13 protein-coding genes are annotated in these 19,723 nt (G+C 63.9%); 6 read left to right on the forward strand and 7 right to left on the reverse strand.

Features of this window, described 5'->3' with window-relative positions; translation table 11 throughout:
• Positions 1–4 precede the first annotated feature (4 nt).
• Positions 5–631: a LysE family translocator gene (locus AC0L20_RS25375; protein WP_456765203.1), complete on the forward strand. Its 627-nt coding sequence runs from the start codon at positions 5–7 to the stop codon at positions 629–631.
• 9 nt (positions 632–640) lie between these two features.
• On the opposite strand, the gene AC0L20_RS25380 is transcribed toward AC0L20_RS25375, so the two are convergent.
• The 3 genes from AC0L20_RS25380 to AC0L20_RS25390 all read right to left on the reverse strand — a co-directional run bounded on the left by AC0L20_RS25380 (position 641) and on the right by AC0L20_RS25390 (position 6,597).
• The gene (locus tag AC0L20_RS25380) at positions 641–3,757 is read right to left on the reverse strand and encodes an efflux RND transporter permease subunit (RefSeq protein ID WP_473293473.1); all 3,117 of its coding nucleotides are present in this window, start codon (positions 3,755–3,757) and stop codon (positions 641–643) included.
• A 37-nt stretch (positions 3,758–3,794) separates the two neighbouring features.
• Positions 3,795–5,039 (reverse strand): efflux RND transporter periplasmic adaptor subunit, encoded by a 1,245-nt coding sequence (locus tag AC0L20_RS25385; RefSeq protein WP_473293475.1) that lies wholly within the window; start codon positions 5,037–5,039, stop codon positions 3,795–3,797.
• A gap of 145 nt (positions 5,040–5,184) precedes the next feature.
• Positions 5,185–6,597 carry a CoA transferase gene (locus AC0L20_RS25390; RefSeq protein ID WP_473293477.1) on the reverse strand — a complete coding sequence of 471 codons (1,413 nt, stop codon included), beginning with the start codon at positions 6,595–6,597 and terminating at the stop codon, positions 5,185–5,187.
• Positions 6,598–6,651: 54 nt separating this feature from the next.
• Here AC0L20_RS25390 and AC0L20_RS25395 point away from each other — a divergent pair, with 54 nt between their 5' ends.
• Both AC0L20_RS25395 and AC0L20_RS25400 read left to right on the forward strand, forming a co-directional pair.
• Positions 6,652–6,939 carry a hypothetical protein gene (locus tag AC0L20_RS25395; RefSeq protein ID WP_007593600.1) on the forward strand — a complete coding sequence of 96 codons (288 nt, stop codon included), beginning with the start codon at positions 6,652–6,654 and terminating at the stop codon, positions 6,937–6,939.
• A gap of 176 nt (positions 6,940–7,115) precedes the next feature.
• Complete coding sequence (locus AC0L20_RS25400) at positions 7,116–7,886, forward strand: SDR family NAD(P)-dependent oxidoreductase (protein ID WP_473293479.1); 771 nt, start codon at positions 7,116–7,118, stop codon at positions 7,884–7,886.
• Positions 7,887–8,001: 115 nt separating this feature from the next.
• Here the strand turns inward: AC0L20_RS25400 and AC0L20_RS25405 are convergent, their stop codons facing one another.
• The 3 genes from AC0L20_RS25405 to AC0L20_RS25415 are packed head-to-tail and all read right to left on the reverse strand — an operon-like array spanning position 8,002 to position 13,644.
• Positions 8,002–11,370 (reverse strand): error-prone DNA polymerase, encoded by a 3,369-nt coding sequence (locus AC0L20_RS25405; protein ID WP_473293481.1) that lies wholly within the window; start codon positions 11,368–11,370, stop codon positions 8,002–8,004.
• On the reverse strand, positions 11,367–12,959 hold the full coding sequence (locus AC0L20_RS25410) for a Y-family DNA polymerase (protein WP_473293483.1): 1,593 nt from the start codon (positions 12,957–12,959) through the stop codon (positions 11,367–11,369). The genes AC0L20_RS25405 and AC0L20_RS25410 overlap by 4 nt, the downstream gene beginning before the upstream one ends.
• Entirely contained in the window at positions 12,856–13,644 is a 789-nt protein-coding gene (locus AC0L20_RS25415; protein WP_473293485.1) for an ImuA family protein, read from the reverse strand. The genes AC0L20_RS25410 and AC0L20_RS25415 overlap by 104 nt, the downstream gene beginning before the upstream one ends.
• A gap of 160 nt (positions 13,645–13,804) precedes the next feature.
• Between AC0L20_RS25415 and AC0L20_RS25420 the strand changes: the two genes are divergently transcribed.
• From AC0L20_RS25420 to AC0L20_RS25430, 3 genes are all read left to right on the forward strand, one after another.
• Complete coding sequence (locus AC0L20_RS25420) at positions 13,805–15,037, forward strand: putative DNA modification/repair radical SAM protein (RefSeq protein WP_473293487.1); 1,233 nt, start codon at positions 13,805–13,807, stop codon at positions 15,035–15,037.
• A complete protein-coding gene (locus tag AC0L20_RS25425; protein WP_473293489.1) occupies positions 15,037–16,479 on the forward strand; it encodes a UdgX family uracil-DNA binding protein in 1,443 nt (480 codons plus the stop codon). The genes AC0L20_RS25420 and AC0L20_RS25425 overlap by 1 nt, the downstream gene beginning before the upstream one ends.
• 98 nt (positions 16,480–16,577) lie before the next feature.
• Entirely contained in the window at positions 16,578–18,206 is a 1,629-nt protein-coding gene (locus tag AC0L20_RS25430; protein WP_473293491.1) for an inorganic phosphate transporter, read from the forward strand.
• Positions 18,207–18,376: 170 nt separating this feature from the next.
• Here the strand turns inward: AC0L20_RS25430 and AC0L20_RS25435 are convergent, their stop codons facing one another.
• Positions 18,377–19,549 carry a M20 aminoacylase family protein gene (locus AC0L20_RS25435; protein WP_473293493.1) on the reverse strand — a complete coding sequence of 391 codons (1,173 nt, stop codon included), beginning with the start codon at positions 19,547–19,549 and terminating at the stop codon, positions 18,377–18,379.
• Positions 19,550–19,723: the final 174 nt, after the last annotated feature.

Here is a 19,723-nt window from a genome sequence, read left to right on the forward strand (position 1 = left end):
GTGCATGCCTTTATCGCATTATCTTGCCGCGCTTTTTTCCGGCATTGGAATTGGTTTCACCGTCGCCGCCCCTATCGGACCGATGGGCATGCTGTGCATTCAGCGCACATTGGCATCAGGAATGGCCACGGGCCTCGCAACCGGCTTCGGCGCGGCGACCGTGCATCTCACTTACAGCGCCCTCGCGGTTTTGGGCCTGGGCTCGCTTGCACAGCCCTGGGTCGAGGCCAATGCCGCCAGCTTCGGCATCGTCTCGGCGCTCACGCTGCTGTGGTTCGCGATCCGAACCCATCGCGGCTCGGTCGCGCTCCAGACGACCGACGACATCGACAACGTACGTCTGGCGCGCGCCTATCTCAGCGCCATCGCGCTTGGGTTCACCAATCCGCTGACCGTCATCCTGTTTCTGGCTGCGCTGCACGCCTTCTCCATGCAGGCCGCGGCAGCCCCGCTGATCGCCGGTGTCTTCGTCGGTTCCGCGATCTGGTGGACGGTGCTCAGCACGATCGTGGCAACGGCGCGGTCACGGCTGACGCCGCGCATGCTGTCGATGAGCAGCCGGTTGGCCAGCCTGATGCTGCTGGGCCTCGGCACCATGATGCTGGTGCGGATCGCGCAGCGGATGCTGTGATCGGCGGCGTCAGCGTGCGCGGCGGGAGAAGAAGGAGATCAGCACCGGCAGCGTCACCAGGATCACGATCGGCGCGAGCATCATGCCGGTCACCACGACGACCGCGAGCGGCTTCTGCACCTGCGAGCCGATGCCTTCCGACAGCGCGGCCGGCAACAGGCCGATGCCGGCGACGACGCAGGTCATCAGCACCGGCCGAAGCTGCAATTCGCCGGTGCGTATCACCGCGCTCATGCGGTCCATGCCCTCTTCGATGAGCTGGTTGAACTGCGACAGGATGATGATGCCGTCCATCACGGCGATACCGAACAGCGCGATGAAGCCGATCGCTGCCGAGACACTGAAGGCGGTGCCGGTGATCAACAGACCGAGCACGCCGCCGAAGATCGCCATCGGGATCACGCTCATGGCGAGCAGCGTGTCGGTCATCGAGCCGAAATTGAACCAGAGCAGGACGCCGATCAGCGCCAGCGAGATCGGCACCACGATCGACAATCGCCGGATCGCGTCCTGGAGATTGCCGAATTCGCCGACCCAGTCCATGTGCGCGCCGGGCGGCAGCTGCACCTGATCGGCGATCTTCTGCTGCGCCTCGCGAATCGCGCTGCCGAGGTCGCGTTCACGCACCGAGAATTTGATCGGCAGATAGCGTTCCTGCTGCTCGCGATAAATGTAGGCGGCACCCGAGACGAGGCTGATGGTGGCGACCTCGCTCAGGGGAATCTGCGTGACGGTGCCGTTCGGTCCGGGCGCGCCGATCCGCAAATTCTGGATCGCCTCGGCGCTCCGGCGGAATTCCGGCGCAAGGCGAACGATGATCGGGAAGTGGCGATCGCTTCCCGCCTCGTAGATGTCGCCGGCGGTGTCGCCGCCGATCGCGACCTTGATGGTGGCGTTGATGTCGCCCGGGGCAAGGCCGTAGCGCGCGGCCTTGGCGCGGTTGATGTCGATCTGGATGGTCGGCTGCCCGAGTGAGGTGAACACCGCAAGATCGGTGACGCCCTGCACGGTTGCCAGCACCGACTTGATCTTGTTGGCGGTGTCGGTCAGCGCCTGGAGGTCGCTGCCGAACAGCTTGATCGAGTTCTCGCCCTTCACGCCGGAGACGGCTTCGGAGACGTTGTCCTGGAGATATTGCGAGAAGTTGAACTCGACGCCGGGGAAGCGATCGTCGAGCTGCTTGAGCAGTTGCGCGGTCAGCTCTTCCTTGTCGCGGGTGCCGGGCCATTGGCTGGCGGGCTTGAGCGGCGCGAAAAACTCGGCGTTGAAGAAGCCGGCCGCGTCGGTGCCGTCATCGGGGCGGCCGTGCTGCGACACCACGGATTCCACTTCAGGCCGCGCGCGGATCACCTTGCGCATCTCGTTGACGTAGGAGTTGCCTTCCTGGAGCGAGATGGTCGGCGGCAGCGTGGCGCGGATCCAGAGATTGCCCTCCTCCAGCTTCGGCAGGAATTCGAGGCCAAGCAACCGGCTGAGCGCAACCGTCATCAGCACGAGGCCGAACGCACCACCGAGCATGATGCCGCGGTTGGCGACCGCCCAACGCAGCACCGGCATGTAGATGCGATGCAGGATCAGCATCACCCTGGTCTCGGTCTCCCTGACATGCGCGGGCAGGATAATCGCGGACAGCGCCGGAGTGACGGTGAAGGTCGCAAGCAGGCCGCCGGCAAGAGCGTAGGCATAGGTCCGGGCCATCGGCCCGAAGATGTTGCCCTCGACGCCGGAGAGCGTGAACAGCGGCAGGAAGGCTGCGATGATGATCGCGGCGGCGAAGAAGATCGAACGGGAGACATCGGCCGCCGCGCTGAGGATGGCGTGGCTTTTCATGCCGAACAGCGTCTCGGACGACATCTGCTCGGATTCCGACATCGGCGTCGTCTGCGTCAGGCGCCGGAAGATCGCCTCCACCATGATGACCGTGGCATCGACGATCAGGCCGAAATCGATCGCGCCGACCGACAGCAGGTTCGCCGATTCCCCGCGCAGCACCAGGATGATCACCGCGAAGAACAACGCGAACGGAATGGTGGCGCCGACGATCAGCGCACTGCGGAGATCGCCGAGAAAGATCCACTGCAGCAGCACGATCAAGAGAATGCCGACCACCATGTTGTGCAGCACGGTGTGGGTGGTGAGTTCGATCAGGTCGCCGCGGTCGTAGATGCGCTCGATGCGCACGCCGGGCGGCAGGATGCTGGACTCGTTAATGGTTTGAACGAGCTGGTGGACGCGCTTGATGGTTGGCGAGCTCTGCTCGCCGCGGCGCATCAGGACGATGCCCTGCACGATGTCGTCGGCCTCGTCGAGGCCGGCAATGCCGAGACGGGGCTTCTGGCCGACGGTGACGGTGGCGACGTCCTTGACCAGCACCGGATTGCCGTTGGTCTGCGAGACCATGGTGTTGGCGAGGTCGTCGATCGAGCGGATCAGGCCGACGCCGCGCACCACGGCCGATTGCTGACCGATATTGACAGTGTTGCCGCCGACATTGACGTTGGAATTGCCGACCGCCTGGAGCAATTGCGGCAGCGTCAGGCCGTTGGCGACCAGCTTGTTGAAGTCGACCTGGAGCTCATAGGTCTTGCTCTTGCCACCCCACCCGGTGACGTCGATCACGCCGGGCACGGCACGGAAGCGCCGCTGGAGAATCCAGTCCTGGATGGTCTTGAGGTCGAGCACGCTGTAGTTCGGCGGGCCGACGAGACGGTAGCGGAAGATTTCGCCAATCGGGCTGAGCGGCGAGATCTGCGGCTGCACGTTGCCGGGCAGCGGCGCGAGCTGCGCCAGGCGGTTCAAGACCTGCTGTAACGCCTCGTCATAGGTGTAGGCGAAGGAGAACTGCAGTTTGACGTCGGAGAGGCCATAGAGCGAGATGGTGCGAATGGTCGTCACGTTCTTCAGACCCGCAACCTGCGTCTCGATCGGGATCGTGATGTAGCGCTCGATCTCCTCGGCCGACAGGCCCGGGCTCTGCGTCACGATGTCGACCATCGGCGGGGTCGGATCGGGATAAGCCTCGATGTTGAGCTGGTTGAACGCGATCAGGCCGCCGATGAGCACGGCGACGAACATCCCGACCATCAGGAAGCGCCGGTTGACGGCAAGGGCGACGAGGCGATCCATTCAGGTCTTCAGCTTGTCTTTTTTCCCGGCCCGTCGATCAGCTGCCGGACGCCGCGCGGTCGATGAACAGGCTGCCTTTGGTGACCACCTGCTCGCCGGGCTTCAGATTGCTGGTGACCTCGACGAGATTGCCATTGATGAGACCGATCTTGATCTCGCGCAGCTCGACCGACTTGTCCTCGCGTGCGACCCAGAGGCGGACCTTGTCGGCTTCGTAGATCAAGGCCTGCTTCGGTACCGCCGGCGCGGCGCGGTCGCCGGACGAATAGATCGTGACGTTGGCGAACATCTCCGGCTTCAGCAGGCCGTCCTTGTTGTCGATGGTGGCGCGGACCAGCAGGCGGCGGGTGTTCGGATCGATCGCGGCGGCGACGTAGTTGACCTTGGCGGTCAAGGGGCGGCCCGGGAGCGCCATCACGTTGACGGTGATGTCCTGCCCGATGCACACGGCAGCCGCATCGCTCTCGCGCACGAAGGCGGTGAGCCAGACCGTGGAGAGGTCGCCGACGACGAAGACCGGATCGCTGGCGCCCGAATTGACGTACTGGCCGGGGCCGATCTTACGCTGCACGACCGTGCCCGCGATCGGCGAATAGATCGTGACTTCTGGATTGATGACGCCCTTGTCCTGGAACGCCTTGATGGTCTCGTCGGTGAAGCCGAGGATACGCAGCTTGTTGCGTGCGGCTTCCAGCGCCGTCGCCGATGAGCGCATGTCGTTCTGCGCCTGAACCTGGGTCGCTTCCGCCTGCTGGTAGTCCTTCAGGGGGATGGCATGGCCCTCGTAGAGGTCCTTGGCGCGCTTGAACTGGATGTCGGCAAGATCGATCGCCGACTTCGCCTTGTTCTGCGAGGTCATTGCCGCAATGAAATCGTTCTGGGCCTGCACGGTGTCGGCGGCCTCGATCGTGAACAGCGGTTGACCTTGCTTCAGCACCTCGCCGGGCTTGGCGAGCAGCTTGGTCACGCGGCCCGCATAGGGCGAAAACACCGGCGTCGAACGGTCCTCGTCGACCGCGACCTTGCCCTCGGTGACATACTCGGCGCGGAAGGTCTTGGCCTTGACCGGCTCGATCGTCAGCGTCGCCCATTCCGATGGCGTCGGCGTGAAGTTCTGCGCATTCCTGCGCGACTGGCTGGATATCTCGGAGTGGTTCTTCTCCTTCGCTCCCGCATGGAGGAAGCCGTAAGCCCCGGCACCGGCAAGAGCTAGTAAAACTACGGATGTAATTACCCGTTGTTTTGTAAGCACCTGCAATCGCTTGGTATTTTCAACTACCATGGGGCCCGGTCATGTCTGCGATGATAGCGGCGGATGCCGGCGTCATCGGTCGCGCTAATAGTGCCGAATTGTGATTTCAAACAACCTAAAAAACGCCGCGCGCCTTTCGGTTTGCGTTAAAAATTTGCGACACGTCAGCTTCACGTCAGTTTGTCACCGGCCACTCTGCCGGATGACTGCCGAGCGGCATCGCCGGACGGCTCCATTGCGCCGGCGTCTTCGACAGCAGCGCTGAATGGCGCACCGCCTTCAACGTGCCGAAGCCAGATGGCATGCTCTCGATGAATGCAGCGTGTACGGCCTCGCCCGTAATATCCGGGGTATTCAGGCCATTTTCGAGCCGTCCGAGATTCCACAGCCAGCGCCCGGTCTGCGCCAGCGACACGCGCACGTGCCAGCTGCCGCCTTCGCGGGCCTGGCGGGCCTTGGCCATCATCGCGCCGAACGCCATCAGATAGCCGGTGGCGTGGTCGAGCATCTGCGCCGGCAATTCCTTTGGCCCATCTATGCCAGCAGCCTGTCCCTCGGCATGGTTGAAGCCGGTCGTGGTCTGCACCAGCGAATCGAAGCCGCGCCGTTCGGTCCATGGACCGGCATGGCCATAGGCCGACAGCGTCACGTAGACGATGCCGGGATTGATTTTCGCCGCGTCCTCCGGCGTGAAGCCGAGAGCGGCGAGCGCGCGCGGCCGATAGCCTTGCGAGAAGATGTCGGCGTCCTTCAACAGCGCGCGCATCTGCGCCCTGCCCGCCTCGCTCTTCAGCTCGATGAAGGTGGTGAGCTTGCCCCGGCCGGTGTCGATGGTCAGCCACGGAATGGCCGGCAGTTCGGGGCCTGACACGAGCAGCACATCCGCGCCGTGCGCTGCGAGCGTGCGGCCGGCGACGGGCCCCGCGATGACGCGGGAGAGATCGAGCACGCGCAGACCTGCGAGGGGGCGATCGCCTTTTGGCAATCGTTGCGGCCATGGCTTTGGCGGAGCCTCGCCGATCTTCTCGATCGAGACCAGCGGCAGTTCGGCGAGCGCGCGGGCCTGCGGCAGCGCCGACCATTCGTCGTAACTCCGCATCAGGGCAACGACGCCGCCCGCAGCGTAAGCCGCAGTCTCGAAATCCTCGCCCTTCCATTGCATCAATGCGGCCTGCACCTTCTCGCGCTCGGGCTCGCAGCCGAGCACCTTGCAGACGGCGTCGCGATGATGCGGGAAATTGGTGTGGCAGCGGACGAAGCGGTTGTCGCCGGTTCTGTAGACGCCGGCGATGGCGTCCCAGGCGGGCGGCGGCGGCTTGTCGTCGACGCGCAAATAGCGCTCGGAGCGGCATTCGGCGACGGCATGGCGCAGGTCGACGCTGACGTCCTGCGCCTCGCCGCTGCGCAATCTCCAGATTTCGGCGGCGGCAAGACCGGCGGCGGCGATCGTGGTCTGGCCGGCAATTGCGACGCGAAACGAGGACGGGATTTGCGGCTCCTCGCCCGTCAGCCGCACGCGCGCGAGCGCGGCGGCATCACCGCCGGCGGAGGTCCAGATGCCACTGAGAATTTCGGTGGGGCTTTGCATGACCCTTCTCTCCCTTTAGTTTGCGACCATCGCATTAGCACACAAGGACATGCAATGGCCGCCATCGATCCCCTCACCGCAGGCGCCGTGTTCATCGCAACGGCGGCCACCGACGCGGTCTATGTCATGTTCACCTCGGCCGTGATCGCGCGCAAGCGCGTGCCCGCGGCGAACTGGAGCGCGGTCTGGTACATGCTCTCCTCCTATGCCGTGATCAGCTACACCGAAAACGCTTTCTATGTGGCTTTCGCGGCGATCGGCTCCTGGGCCGGCGCCTACGTCTCACTGACATTCCTGCACCGCCCGCCCGGCGGCCCGCCGGTGGGGGCGGCACCGGAGTGAGGGCCGCTGTTTCCACACGGTCATTGCGAGCGAAGCGAAGCAATCCAGAGTCTTTCCGCAGTGGCAGTCTGGATTGCTTCGTCGCAAGAGCTCCTCGCAATGACGATGTGGAGGCTTTTGGGCGTCTCTCGAAACAGCTACACTCGCTGCGACCAACAAAAAAGGAAAACCAAACAATGGATCTCGGTCTCAAAGGCAAGAACGCCGTCGTGCTTGGCGGCACGCGCGGCATCGGGCGGGCGATTGCGGCGACGCTGGCCGGCGAAGGCAGCAATGTCGCGGTGTGTGCACGCAACGCCGATCAGGTTGCCGCCACCGTTACGGAGTTGAAGGCCAGCGGGATCCGCGCGACCGGCGGCCCGGTCGACGTCACCGACGGCGCGGCACTGAAATCCTGGATCGAGAATGCTGCAAAGGAGCTTGGCGGCATCGACATGCTGTTCTCCAACGCGGGCGCAATGGCGCAAGGCCATGATGCCGCATCGTGGGAACAGAATTTTCAGCTCGACCTGCTCGGCGCCGTGCATGCGTTCGACGCCGCGCGGCCGTTCCTCGAGGCCAGCGGTGCGAGCAGCGGCGACCCCGCCTTCGTGATCATCTCATCGATCTCCGCGGCGCAAGCGGACACGGCGAGCTCCTACGGCCCGATCAAGGCGGCATTGATCCACATGGCCAAGGGGCTGGCACGGCAGTACGCGAAGAAGAAGATCCGCGTCAACGTGGTCTCGCCCGGCACGGTCTATTTCAAGGGTGGCGTCTGGAATACGATCGAACAGAACATGCCCGAGCGCTACAATGATGCGATGAAGCGCAACCCTACTGGCCGCATGGCCACGCCACAGGAGATCGCGAGCGCAGCGGTGTTTCTGGCGAGCCCGGTGTCGGGGTTCACCACGGGCTCCAATCTGGTGGTGGACGGCGCGATTTCGAACCGGGTGAATTTTTAGAATATGCTCGTCATTGCGAGCGCAGCGAAGCAATCCAGTATCTCTCCGCGGTAACAGTCTGGATTGCTTCGCTGCGCTCGCAATGACGGTGTGGCAGCAGAGTGCTCTATATTCCTCAATGAAAATCCCGCGACGGCGGCAGGATGCGGACGTTGCGGGGGTGGCGAAGTTTTTGCGCGGGCGCATCCGTGTGGGCGCGGGGATCGTCGTTGAGCGGTTCGACCACGGTGGCGCCTGCCGGCACCGGATGCTTGCGGCCGAGGGCGTCGTTGGCGAGGCCGACCAGATCGTGCGAACGGTCGATCATCCGCTGGGCAATGAGGTGCGTCACCTTTTCGGGGCTGCTCTGGATGTAGCCTTCGACCAGGATGAGGCGTGCGCCCATCACCTCCTTCCGGTACTGCTCCATGATCTTCGGCCACACCACAACATTGGCGATGCCGGTTTCGTCCTCCAGTGTCATGAACACGACGCCGCTGGCGCTGCCCGGCCGCTGCCGTACCAGCACGACGCCGGCACAGCGGACGCGGCGCCGCTCGTTGTCATGATTGATGTCCTTGCAGGCGACGATGCGCTCGCGCGTAAACATCTCGCGCAAAAATTCCATCGGATGCCCCTTCAGCGATAACCGAATGGTCTGATAGTCCGCGACCACCTGTTCGGCCCGCGGCATCACCGGCAACGGCCTAGCGTGCTCGTCCGGCTGCTCGCGTGCGGTGGCCACCTCGAACAGCGGCAGCGGCACATCGTCGGGCAGGCGCCGCACCTGCCACAGCGCCTCGCGGCGGTCGAGCCCGAGCGAGCGGAACGCGTCGGCATCGGCAAGCAGGGTCAGCGCGCGCTTGGGCAGTCCGGTGTCGCGGGCGAAATCTTCCAGCGAGGTGAAGGGCCGGCGGTTGCGCGCGGCGACGATACGGTCAGCCCAGTCGGGCGCTCTCTCCACATACTCATTCCGAGGCGCGGCTCTTTTCAGCCTTTCCTCATCCTCATCGAGCCAATGAAAACCGTCGATCTGGCGGAAGCCCAGGCGCACGGCGCAATATTTGCCACTTCCTTCTTCCAGCGTGTTCTGCGCAGAGCTGTAGGACACATCGATCTCGCGCACCTCGACGCCGTTCTTGCGGGCGTCGCTGACGATCTGCGCCGGGGCGTAAAAGCCCATCGGCTGCGAGTTCAGGAGGCCGCAGCAGAATGCATCAGGGTGATAATGCTTCAGCCATGAAGAGATGTAGACAAGCTGCGCAAAGCTTGCAGCATGGCTCTCCGGAAAACCATAACTGCCAAAACCCTTGATCTGTTCGAAACAGTTTCTGGCAAAATCAGGCGCATAACCGCGTGCGATCATGTTGCCGATCATCTTGTCTTCGAACTTGCCGATGGTGCCGACATTGCGGAACGTTGCCATCGCACGGCGCAGGCCGTTGGCCTCCTCGGCCGTGAACTTCGCGGCCTCGATCGCGATCCGCATCGCCTGCTCCTGGAACAAGGGCACGCCGAGCGTCTTGTGCAGCACTCTGTAAAGCTCGTCCTTGTCGCCATGCTCCGGTGACGGCGATGGATAGTTCACTTTTTCCAAGCCGTTCCGCCGCCGCAAATAGGGATGCACCATGTCGCCCTGGATCGGCCCCGGCCGCACGATCGCGACCTCGATGACGAGATCGTAGAAGGTCCGTGGCTTCAGCCGGGGCAACATGTTCATCTGGGCGCGGCTCTCGACCTGGAACACGCCGAGCGACTCCCCGTCGCACAGCATGTCGTAGACTTTGGAATCATCCTGCGGGACGCTCGCCAGCATCCAGCGTTCGCCCTTGTGCTGCTCGATCAGATCAAAGCACTTGCGGATGCAGGTCAGCATGCCCAGCGCGAGCACGTCGACCTTCATCATGCTGAGCGCGTCGACATCGTCCTTGTCCCATTCGATGAAGGTGCGATCGTCCATCGCGGCATTGCCGATCGGCACATAGGTGTCGAGCCGGTCTTGCGTGAGCACATAGCCGCCGACATGCTGGGACAGATGACGGGGGAATTCGATCAGCTCGGTCGCGAGCTCGACTGCGAGATTGATCATGGAATTTTGCGGATCGAGGCCAGCCTGCCTGACCTGCATGTCGTTGAGGCCCTTGCCCCAGCTGCCCCAGACGGTGTCGGCGAGTGCGGCGGTGACGTCCTCGGTCAGGCCCAGCGCCTTGCCGACATCGCGGATGGCGCTGCGCGGGCGATAATGAATGACGGTGGCGATGATCGCGGCGCGATGGCGGCCGTAACGCCGATAGACATATTGCATCACCTCCTCGCGCCGCGAATGCTCGAAATCGACGTCGATGTCGGGCGGCTCCAGCCGCTCCTTGGAGATGAAGCGCTCGAACAGCAGATCGACCTTGGTCGGGTCGACCGAGGTGATGCCGAGCACGTAGCAGACCGCCGAATTCGCCGCCGATCCCCGCCCCTGGCACAAAATGTTCTGGCTGCGGGCGTAATGCACGATGTCGTGCACGGTGAGGAAGTAATGCGCGTATTTCAGATCGGCGATCAGTGCGAGTTCTTTCTTCAGGGTGGCGCGCAGCTTGTCGTCGATCTTGCCGCCAAAATATTTGTCGACACCGGCCCAGGTCAGATCCTCCAGATGCCCCTGCGCGGTCTTCCCCGGTGGCACCGGCTCATCCGGATACTGGTATTTGAGCTGGTCGAGCGAGAAGGTGATCTTGTCCGCAAAGCGCATGGTCTCCGCGATAGCCTCAGGGAAATCGCGGAACAGCCGCGCCATCTCCCTGGGCGTCTTCAAAAATCGCTCGGCATTGGCTTCCAGCTTCCGGCCGACCGCCTCGATCGTGGTTTTCTCCCGGATGCAGGTCAGAACGTCCTGGAGGGGACGGCGCGCGGGATGGTGATAGAGCACCTCGTTGGTCGCAAGCAGCGGCACTTTTGCTTTTGCGGCGAGATCATCGAGCTGCGCGAGGCGACGGCGGTCGTCGCCGCGATAGATTAGGCTCGCCGCCAGCCACACGCCCTCGGCACGACTTGCTTTCAGCTTGGCGAGGATGTCCTGCGTCTGCGCCGCATCGAAGCGATGCGGCAGCGTCAGGATCAGGAGCTGGCCTTCGGAAAACGCAAGGAGATCGGCGAAGGTGAGATGGCATTCGCCCTTCGCGATCCGCGTGATGTCGTCGCCGCGCTTGCCCCGGGTAAGAAGCTGGCACAGCCGGCCATAGGCGGCGCGGTCGCGCGGATAGACCAGAATATCGGGCGTACCATCGATGAAGACGATGCGGGTGCCGATCAGAAGCTTCGGCTTGTGCAGCACCTCGTCATTGTCGAGCTCCTTGTAGGCGCGCACCACACCGGCGAGCGTGTTGTGATCGGCGATGCCGATCACGGGAATGCCGAGCTTGCTGGCCTGGTGCACATAGGCGCGCGGATCCGAGCCGCCGCGCAGGAAGGAGAAATTCGTGGTGATGCCGATCTCGGCATAAGCGGGCGTGTTCATGCGAAGAGACCGTGCACATACCAACCGGGAAGAGCGGGCTTGCCGTCGCCGTCGAAGCACTCCCCCTCGTAAAGACCGTCGCGAAAGATCCAGAAGCGCAGGCCCTCGGCATCCTCGATGCGGAAATAGTCCCGCGTCAGTTGCTTGCCGTCCTGCCGCCACCATTCCATGGCGATGCGCTCGGGGCCTTCCACCCGCACCACCGCATGTTGCGCGCGGCGCCAGGTGAATTGATGCGGCGGCCCGTCGGGCACGGTCGCGAACGGCACATTGATCGGCTCAGGCTTGTCGAACAGCCGCAAGGGACGCAGTGGCGGCTCACTCTCGGTGCGCGCGGGCCATTCGGCCTGTATGGCCACGGCGAGATGATGCTGGGCAGGCGCCGCCAGCACCGCACATTCAGGGATATGGGTATCCTCAGGCAGATGCACGACGACGCGCTTTCCGCCAATGCGCGCGGCGATGCGGTCGATCAGCGCGGCAAGCTCGTCATTGTCGTGGACATGGGCGTCGAGATCGCGCTGCTCCTGCACCACGATCTCGGTGCGGCTTGCCGACAGCCGGACCATGTCGAAGCCGAAGCCGGGATCGAGGGGATCGGCGAGTGCATCGAGACGCTCGCGGAACAGCCGGTCGATGACTTTGCTTTGCGTCACCGGCCGCCCGGTCTCGACCATGATCGCGCGCACCGCGCCGTCGGTACGGAAGAAGGCGGCCTCCAGCCGTCGCGCGCCCTTGCCCTGCTTCTCCATCGACGCGATCAGCGTGTCGGCGAGGCGCGACAGCGTCATCGCGATCATGGTGTCCGTCGCGATCGGCTCGGCAAAGCGTTTCTCCACGATGTAATCGGGCAGCGGCTTTCGTGGATTGATCGGCGCATCGCCCTGCCCCAGCGCATGCGCGAGCAGCGTGGAGAACCGTGCGCCGAACCGCGCCGTGATTTCGCTCGGCGTACGCGAGGCGACATCGCCGATGGTCTTCAGGCCGGCGCGTCGCAGGCCGGTGCTGATGGTCTCGCCCGCGCCGAGCGCGGACACCGGAAATCGGCTGATTGCCGCCGCTTCCCCGCCATCGGCAACGATGATACCAGATGCCTGCCGCGTCAGCGTGCGCGCGCAGACCGAGGTGCCGGCGATCGCCGCGCTGACCGCAAAGCCCTGGCGATCGAGGGCCCGGACAAGGGTTTGCAACAGTGCAGCCTCGCCGCCGAACAGATGCGCGCAGCCGGTGATGTCGAGGAACAGCCCGTGCGGCGGATCGAGCGCCACGAGCGGCGTGAAGCGGTCGCACCAGTCGGCGATGTCGCCGATCGTCTTCGCATCGGCCACGGCATCGGCATCGAACACCTTTAGATCCGGGCACATCGCCCGGGCATTGGCCAGGGGCTGGCCGATATACAGACCGAGGCGCTCGGCGGCCTCGTCCAACGCATGGATCACCAGCGCGTTGCTGTCCTTGGCAACGACGATGTTGGGCGCATTATTTTCATGCAGTCCGACGTTGCCAAAGAACCGCTGGATCCGATCGATGGGCAGGCGCGGCAGCCACAGGCTGAGGATACGCCGACGATTCAGAGAACTGGCACTCATCACATTTCCATTCCATGATCCACCGGCCGCAAGGGCCATGACGATTGCGCAGGAGCTCGGCATCGAAGCGCGGCGCCCCCCAAGCGCTCCACATCGCGCCCGGCGGCGAATGCGCCGCGCGCAGCATCCATCTGGTCTCGGCGGTTGAGGGCAAAGGTTGTGCGGCCATCCGCAGCAGCAAGCCGGTGACACCGGAAGATTGCGCAGCCAGCGTCAGCTTGCGGCTCGCCACCAGATCGAACTGCCTCGTCTCACCCCAGAGCTCAAGCACGACCGCACCCAGCGCGTCGCAGGCGAGCGCATCGGCCGACGTGCGCAGCGCGCTCTCCACGTCGGCGGCGCGCACCATCACCATGCGGCGCGGATCGAGACCGAGCTCGGCGAGCCCGCTCATCGACAGCGCACCGGTTTCAATGTCTGAAAAATCCTGCCGCACCCACAGCAGCGGCTTGCGTGCCGTCACGCGCCCGGCAAGGCCCGTGACAAAGCCCGTCGCGGCTGCGCCCTGACGTCCTTCGCAAAACACCTCGTGGATTGCCGCGCGCGCGAGCCCGCCCTTCAGCGCGCTGTCGGCCTCGCTATGGCCGAGCGCGACACGGTCATGATGATGCACGACCTCCGCCGTCTCGATGCGCTCGATCTGGCCGCGCAAGGCTGCAAGCGCGCTTGTTCGTGCGCCGCTCATACGCCGCTCCTCAAGGGTGATTGCCGATGGCTCTCAAAAAGAGAACCAGCGGCTAGCTCATTTGTTCATGATATGTTCTAATATAAAGCTAACGACGCCCCGGGAGTCAATCGAATTGGCGGGCCTTGGGATTCATGAGCTGAATCAAAGGGATTCCAATATGGACGTGCAACGCAAGCTGGAAATCCTGGCGGACGCCGCCAAGTACGACGCGTCCTGCGCCTCCAGCGGCACCGAGAGGCGGGATTCCAGCGACGGCAAGGGTATGGGATCGAGCGCGCCCGGCATGGGCATTTGCCATTCCTACGCGCCGGACGGCCGCTGCATCTCGCTGCTCAAGGTGCTGCTGACCAACGCCTGCAATTACGACTGCCTCTATTGCGTCAACCGGGCCTCCTCCAACGTGCCGCGTGCCCGCTTCACCATCGACGAAGTCGTCAAGCTGACGCTCGACTTCTACCGGCGCAATTACATCGAAGGGCTGTTTCTCTCCTCCGGCATCATCCGCAACCCCGACTACACCATGGAGCAGGTGGTGAGCGTCGCGCGCAAACTGCGCGAGGAGCATCACTTCCGTGGCTACATCCATCTCAAGACGATCCCGGAGGCCGATGATGCATTGATCTCCGAGGCTGGCAAATATGCCGACCGTCTCTCCATCAACATCGAGATGCCGCAGGAGACGAGCCTGCAGCAATTTGCGCCCGAGAAAGACGTGCGCGCGATCCGCCGTACCATGGGCCGGCTGCGGCTGAAGCTGGACGAGGCCGAGGAAAGCCGCAGCGCGAACACGAAAGCCAAGCCGCAACGCTTCGCGCCGGCCGGCCAGAGCACGCAGATGATCGTCGGCGCCGACGCGGCCTCCGACCACACCATCCTCCACACCAGCGCCAATCTCTACGGTTCATACAGGCTGAGGCGCGTTTATTATTCCGCGTTCAGCCCGATCCCCGATGCCAGCCGCGCGCTGCCTCTGCGCGCGCCGCCCTTGCTGCGCGAGCACCGACTCTACCAGGCCGACTGGCTGATGCGGTTCTACGGCTTCGACCTCGGCGAGATCGTCGACGACAGTGCGATGCTGCCGCTCGACATCGATCCAAAACTCGCCTGGGCGCTACGTCACCGCGACCGCTTCCCGCTCGACGTCAACCGCGCCAGCCGCGAGGAATTGTTGCGCGTGCCGGGCTTCGGCACCAAGGCGGTCGAGCGCATCATCGCGGCGCGCCGCACGAACACGATCCGCGTCGCCGATCTCGCGCGGCTGCATGTGCCGCGCACCAAGGCGCTGCCGTTCATCGTCCTCAGCGATCACCGGCCCCCGCCGCATCGCCTCGACGAGGCACGGCTGATCGAACGGTTCAAGCCGGCAACGCAACTGGGATTTGGCTTCTGATGCAGTACATCACCCTCGAGAACGAAACCGATTTCGATGGCTGGCGCAAAGCCGCGCGTAGCCTCGTGCTACACCAAATGAAGCCGGCCGACATCACCTGGACCGTGCAGGGCGGCGAAGCGGAGCTGTTCACGCCGCCCTCGCCGTCTCCGCTGCCGGCGGGTGGCGACGGCACCTTCAACGTGCCTGCAAAATTCGTCGAGCTCGCCAAGGCCGCGATCCTGCATCGCGATCCCGAGCGTTTCGCGATCCTCTATCGCCTGCTGTTTCGGCTGAAGGACAATCACGATCTCATGGAGGTCGCGACCGATCCCGATGTCGCGCAAGTCACGGCCATGGCAAAGGCGGTCCACCGCGACGAGCACAAGATGCATGCCTTCGTGCGCTTCCGCGAGATCGGCAGGGAACGCGAAGCACACTATGTCGCCTGGTTCGAGCCCGAGCATCACATCGTCGAGCTCGCCGCACCGTTCTTCGCCAAGCGCTTTGCCGACATGCCCTGGTCGATTTTGACGCCGGATTTGTGCGCGCATTGGGATGGCCACGCGCTCTCGTTCACATCAGGCGTCAGCAAGAGCGAGGCGCCGAGCGAAGACCGGCTGGAGGAAACCTGGCGGCGTTACTACGCCAGCATCTTCAATCCGGCACGCCTGAAGGTGAAGGCGATGCAAACGGAGATGCCGAAGAAATATTGGAGGAACCTGCCCGAGGCTTCGATCATTAAGCCCTTGATCGAGGACGCCGAACGCATGACCGGCGCCATGATCGCCAATGCCGCAACCGATCCGCACAAGCCTCAAAGGCGGCCGGAGGCTCCGATGAAACGCAAAACCGCTGCCGACGATCTCGAAGCGCTCCGCGAGGAGGCCGCCCATTGCCGCGCCTGCCATCTCTACAAGGACGCGACCCAGACCGTGTTCGGCGAGGGCCCGAAGTCCGCCAATATCATGCTGGTCGGCGAGCAGCCCGGCGACAAGGAAGACCTCGCGGGCCATCCCTTCGTCGGTCCGGCCGGCCAGATGCTCGACAGGGCGCTGCAGGAGGCCGGCGTCGACCGCAAGAAGGTCTATGTCACCAACGCGGTGAAACACTTCAAATTCGTGCCGCGCGGCAAGATCCGCCTGCATCAGAAGCCGAATACGCCGGAGATAAAGGCCTGCCGGCAGTGGTATGAGCGGGAAGTCTCCGTCATCCAGCCCGATCTCATCGTCGCGATGGGCGCGACCGCCGCACAGAGCGTGTTCGGCAAGATCACCCCGATCGGAAAGAACCGCGGCCGGCTGATCGACCTGCCCGACGGCCGCAAGGCGCTGGTGACGGTGCACCCATCCTATCTGCTGCGGTTGCCCGATCCGGAAGCCAAGGTGCTGGAATATCAGCGCTTTGTCGAAGATTTGAAGATCGCCGCCGGCTTGCAGAAGAAAGCGGCGCGCGCCGCCTAGATACAGGTGGGAAAACGACTTTCAAGCCTCGGTTGTCATCCAGCCTTCAAATCCATCGGGGACAATAGCCCTTACAGAAAGTTAAGGGGCGTCCAGACATGACCGATGTTGCATTCGACCGCGCGGTAGCCGATCCCGCGCCGATCCAGCCGGCCTCGCGGCCAAATCTCGACAAGGGCTTCAATCCGCTGACGATGATCCTGTTCTTCGGCATCCTCGCCGCGGGCCTGCTCTATGTGGCCTACAGCATCTATTCCGATGTCGATGCGACCGGTACCAGGGTCACGAGCTACCTGCCCTATATCCTCCTTATCGTTGCGCTCCTGATTGCGCTCGGCTTCGAATTCGTAAACGGTTTCCACGACACCGCCAACGCGGTTGCGACGGTGATCTACACCCATTCGCTGCCGGCCGAAGTTGCGGTGATGTGGTCGGGCTTCTTCAACTTCCTCGGCGTGCTCATGTCCTCCGGCGCGGTCGCTTTCGGCATCGTTTCGCTGCTGCCGGTGGAGCTGATCCTGCAGGTCGGCTCAAGCGCCGGTTTCGCGATGGTGTTCGCCCTGCTGATCGCCGCGATCCTGTGGAACCTCGGCACCTGGTATTTTGGCCTGCCGGCCTCCTCCTCGCACACCCTGATCGGCTCGATCATCGGCGTTGGCGTTGCCAACGCGCTGATGCGCGGCCGCGACGGCACATCGGGCGTGGACTGGGGCAAGGCCACCGAGATCGGCTATGCACTGCTGCTGTCGCCGCTGGTCGGCTTCGTCTGCGCCGCCGGCCTGCTGCTGCTGCTCAAGCTGATGATCAAGAACCCGGCGCTCTATGCCGCCCCTGAGGGTAATAAAGCCCCGCCGATCTGGATTCGCGGCCTGCTGATCCTGACCTGCACCGGCGTCAGCTTCGCCCATGGTTCGAACGACGGCCAGAAGGGCATGGGCCTGATCATGCTGATCCTGATCGGCACCGTGCCCACGGCCTATGCGCTCAACCGCGCATTGCCGGAGTCGCAGGTCGCCCAGTTCGCGAAGATCTCGGAAGCCGCCTCCAAGGTGGTTGCGGCCAAGGGCGCCGGCCATGCGATCATCGGCGATCCCCGTCCTGCGGTGACGCAATACGTCACCTCGCATCACATCAGCGAAGGCACCTACCCTTCGCTGGCAGTGCTGGTGAAAGATGTCGGCGAGCAGGTCGCGAAATACGGTTCGCTGAACAAGGTGCCGGCGGAAGTCGTCGGCAACACCCGCAACGACATGTACCTGACCTCGGAAGCGATCCGCTTCCTGATGAAGGACAAGGAAAACGACCTCAGCAAGGAAGAGGTCGGGACCTTGAATGCCTACAAGGGCGGCCTCGACAGCGCGACCAAGTTCATCCCGACCTGGGTGAAAGTGGCGGTCGCGATCGCGCTCGGCCTTGGCACCATGATCGGCTGGAAGCGCATCGTCGTCACCGTCGGCGAGAAGATCGGCAAGACCCATCTCACCTACGCGCAGGGTGCCTCCGCCGAGCTCGTCGCCGCCGCCACGATCGGCGCCGCCGACGTGTTCGGCCTGCCGGTCTCGACCACTCACGTGCTGTCGTCCGGCGTCGCCGGCACCATGGCCGCGAACGGTTCGGGTCTCCAGGTCGCCACCATCAGGAACATGGTGCTGGCCTGGGTGCTGACCCTGCCGGTCGCCATCCTGCTGTCGGGCACACTGTACGTGATCTTCTCGCGGATCTTCTGAAGATATCTCCACTCCCTCTCCCCGTTCTTACGGGGAGAGGGTTGGGGTGAGGGGCTGCTTCCGCGATCGCGGTGAGAGACGGACTCGCGGAGAGTCCCCCTCACCCGGAATTCAAGCTGCGCTCGAATTCCGACCTCTCCCCGCAAGCGGGGCGAGGTGAAGTAAGAGCCTTACGACGCCGCGAGCGATTCCTCGACCAGCTTGACCCAATACGACGTGCCGAAGACGATCGCCTCGTCGTCGAAATTGTAGGCGGGGTGATGCAGGCCGGCGCTGTCGCCGTTGCCGCAGAAAATGAAGGCGCCGGGGCGTGCCTCCAGCATATAGGCGAAATCCTCGCCGCCCATCAGCGGCGGCATCTCGAGGACGTTGGCCTCGCCCGCAACTTGCCCCGCGATGCGACGTGCGATCTCGGTCTCCGGGGCGTGATTGTTCACCACCGGATAATTGCGCTGGTAGCGCAGGTCGATCTTGGCGCCGGTGATCTGCGCCACGCCCGCCACAACCTCGTGTACGCGCTTCTCCACCAGCTTGCGCACCTCCGGCGACAGCGTGCGGATGGTGCCCCTCAGTGTCGCGGTTTGCGGAATAACGTTACGGGCATTGCCCGCGTGGAACTCGCAAATCGAAATCACGGCCGATTCCAGCGGATCGATGCTGCGCGCGACGATCGACTGCAGCGCCGTGATCACTTGCGCGCCGACCAGAACGGAATCGACACATTTGTGCGGCCGCGCGGCATGGCCGCCGAGGCCTTCGATCATGATATCGACCTCGTCGGTCGCCGCCATGATCGGACCTGGCCGGATCGCGAACGAGCCCACCGGAATGCCCGGACCGTTGTGCATGCCGTAGACCTGCTCGATGCCGAAGCGCTCCATCATTCCGTCCTTGACCATCGCCAAGCCGCCGGCGCCACCCTCCTCGGCCGGCTGGAAAATCACCACCGCATCTCCGGCAAAGTTGCGGGTCTCGGCGAGATAACGCGCAGCACCGAGCAGCATCGCGGTGTGGCCGTCATGGCCGCAGGCGTGCATCTTGCCCGGGGTCTTCGAAGCGTAAGGCAGGTTGGTCTGTTCCTCGACCGGCAGCGCATCCATGTCGGCACGCAGGCCGATGGCCTTGAGGCCCTCGCCAGCCGGCTTGCTGCCCTTGATCACGCCGACCACGCCGGTCTGGCCGATCCCCGTCACGACCTGATCGCAGCCGAATTCGCGCAGGCGGTCCGCGACGAATGCTGCGGTGCGGTGGACGTCATAGAGCAGCTCCGGATGCTGGTGGATGTCCCGGCGCCAGGCCTGAATATCGGGTTGAAGGTCGGCGACGCGGTTCACGATGGGCATGGAGGGTCTCAAGCTTTGTTGAAAATGCAGGCCTGTCTACCATGCAAGCACCAGTCCACCCAACTGGCGGGGATCGGGGTGTAGCCCTGACTCACAGGCATGGCCGGACTTGTCCCGGCCATCCACGTCTGACTATTAGAACGGAAAGCGCGTGGATGCCCCGGACAAGCCCGG

This window comes from Bradyrhizobium sp. Kon58, from assembly GCF_055807455.1.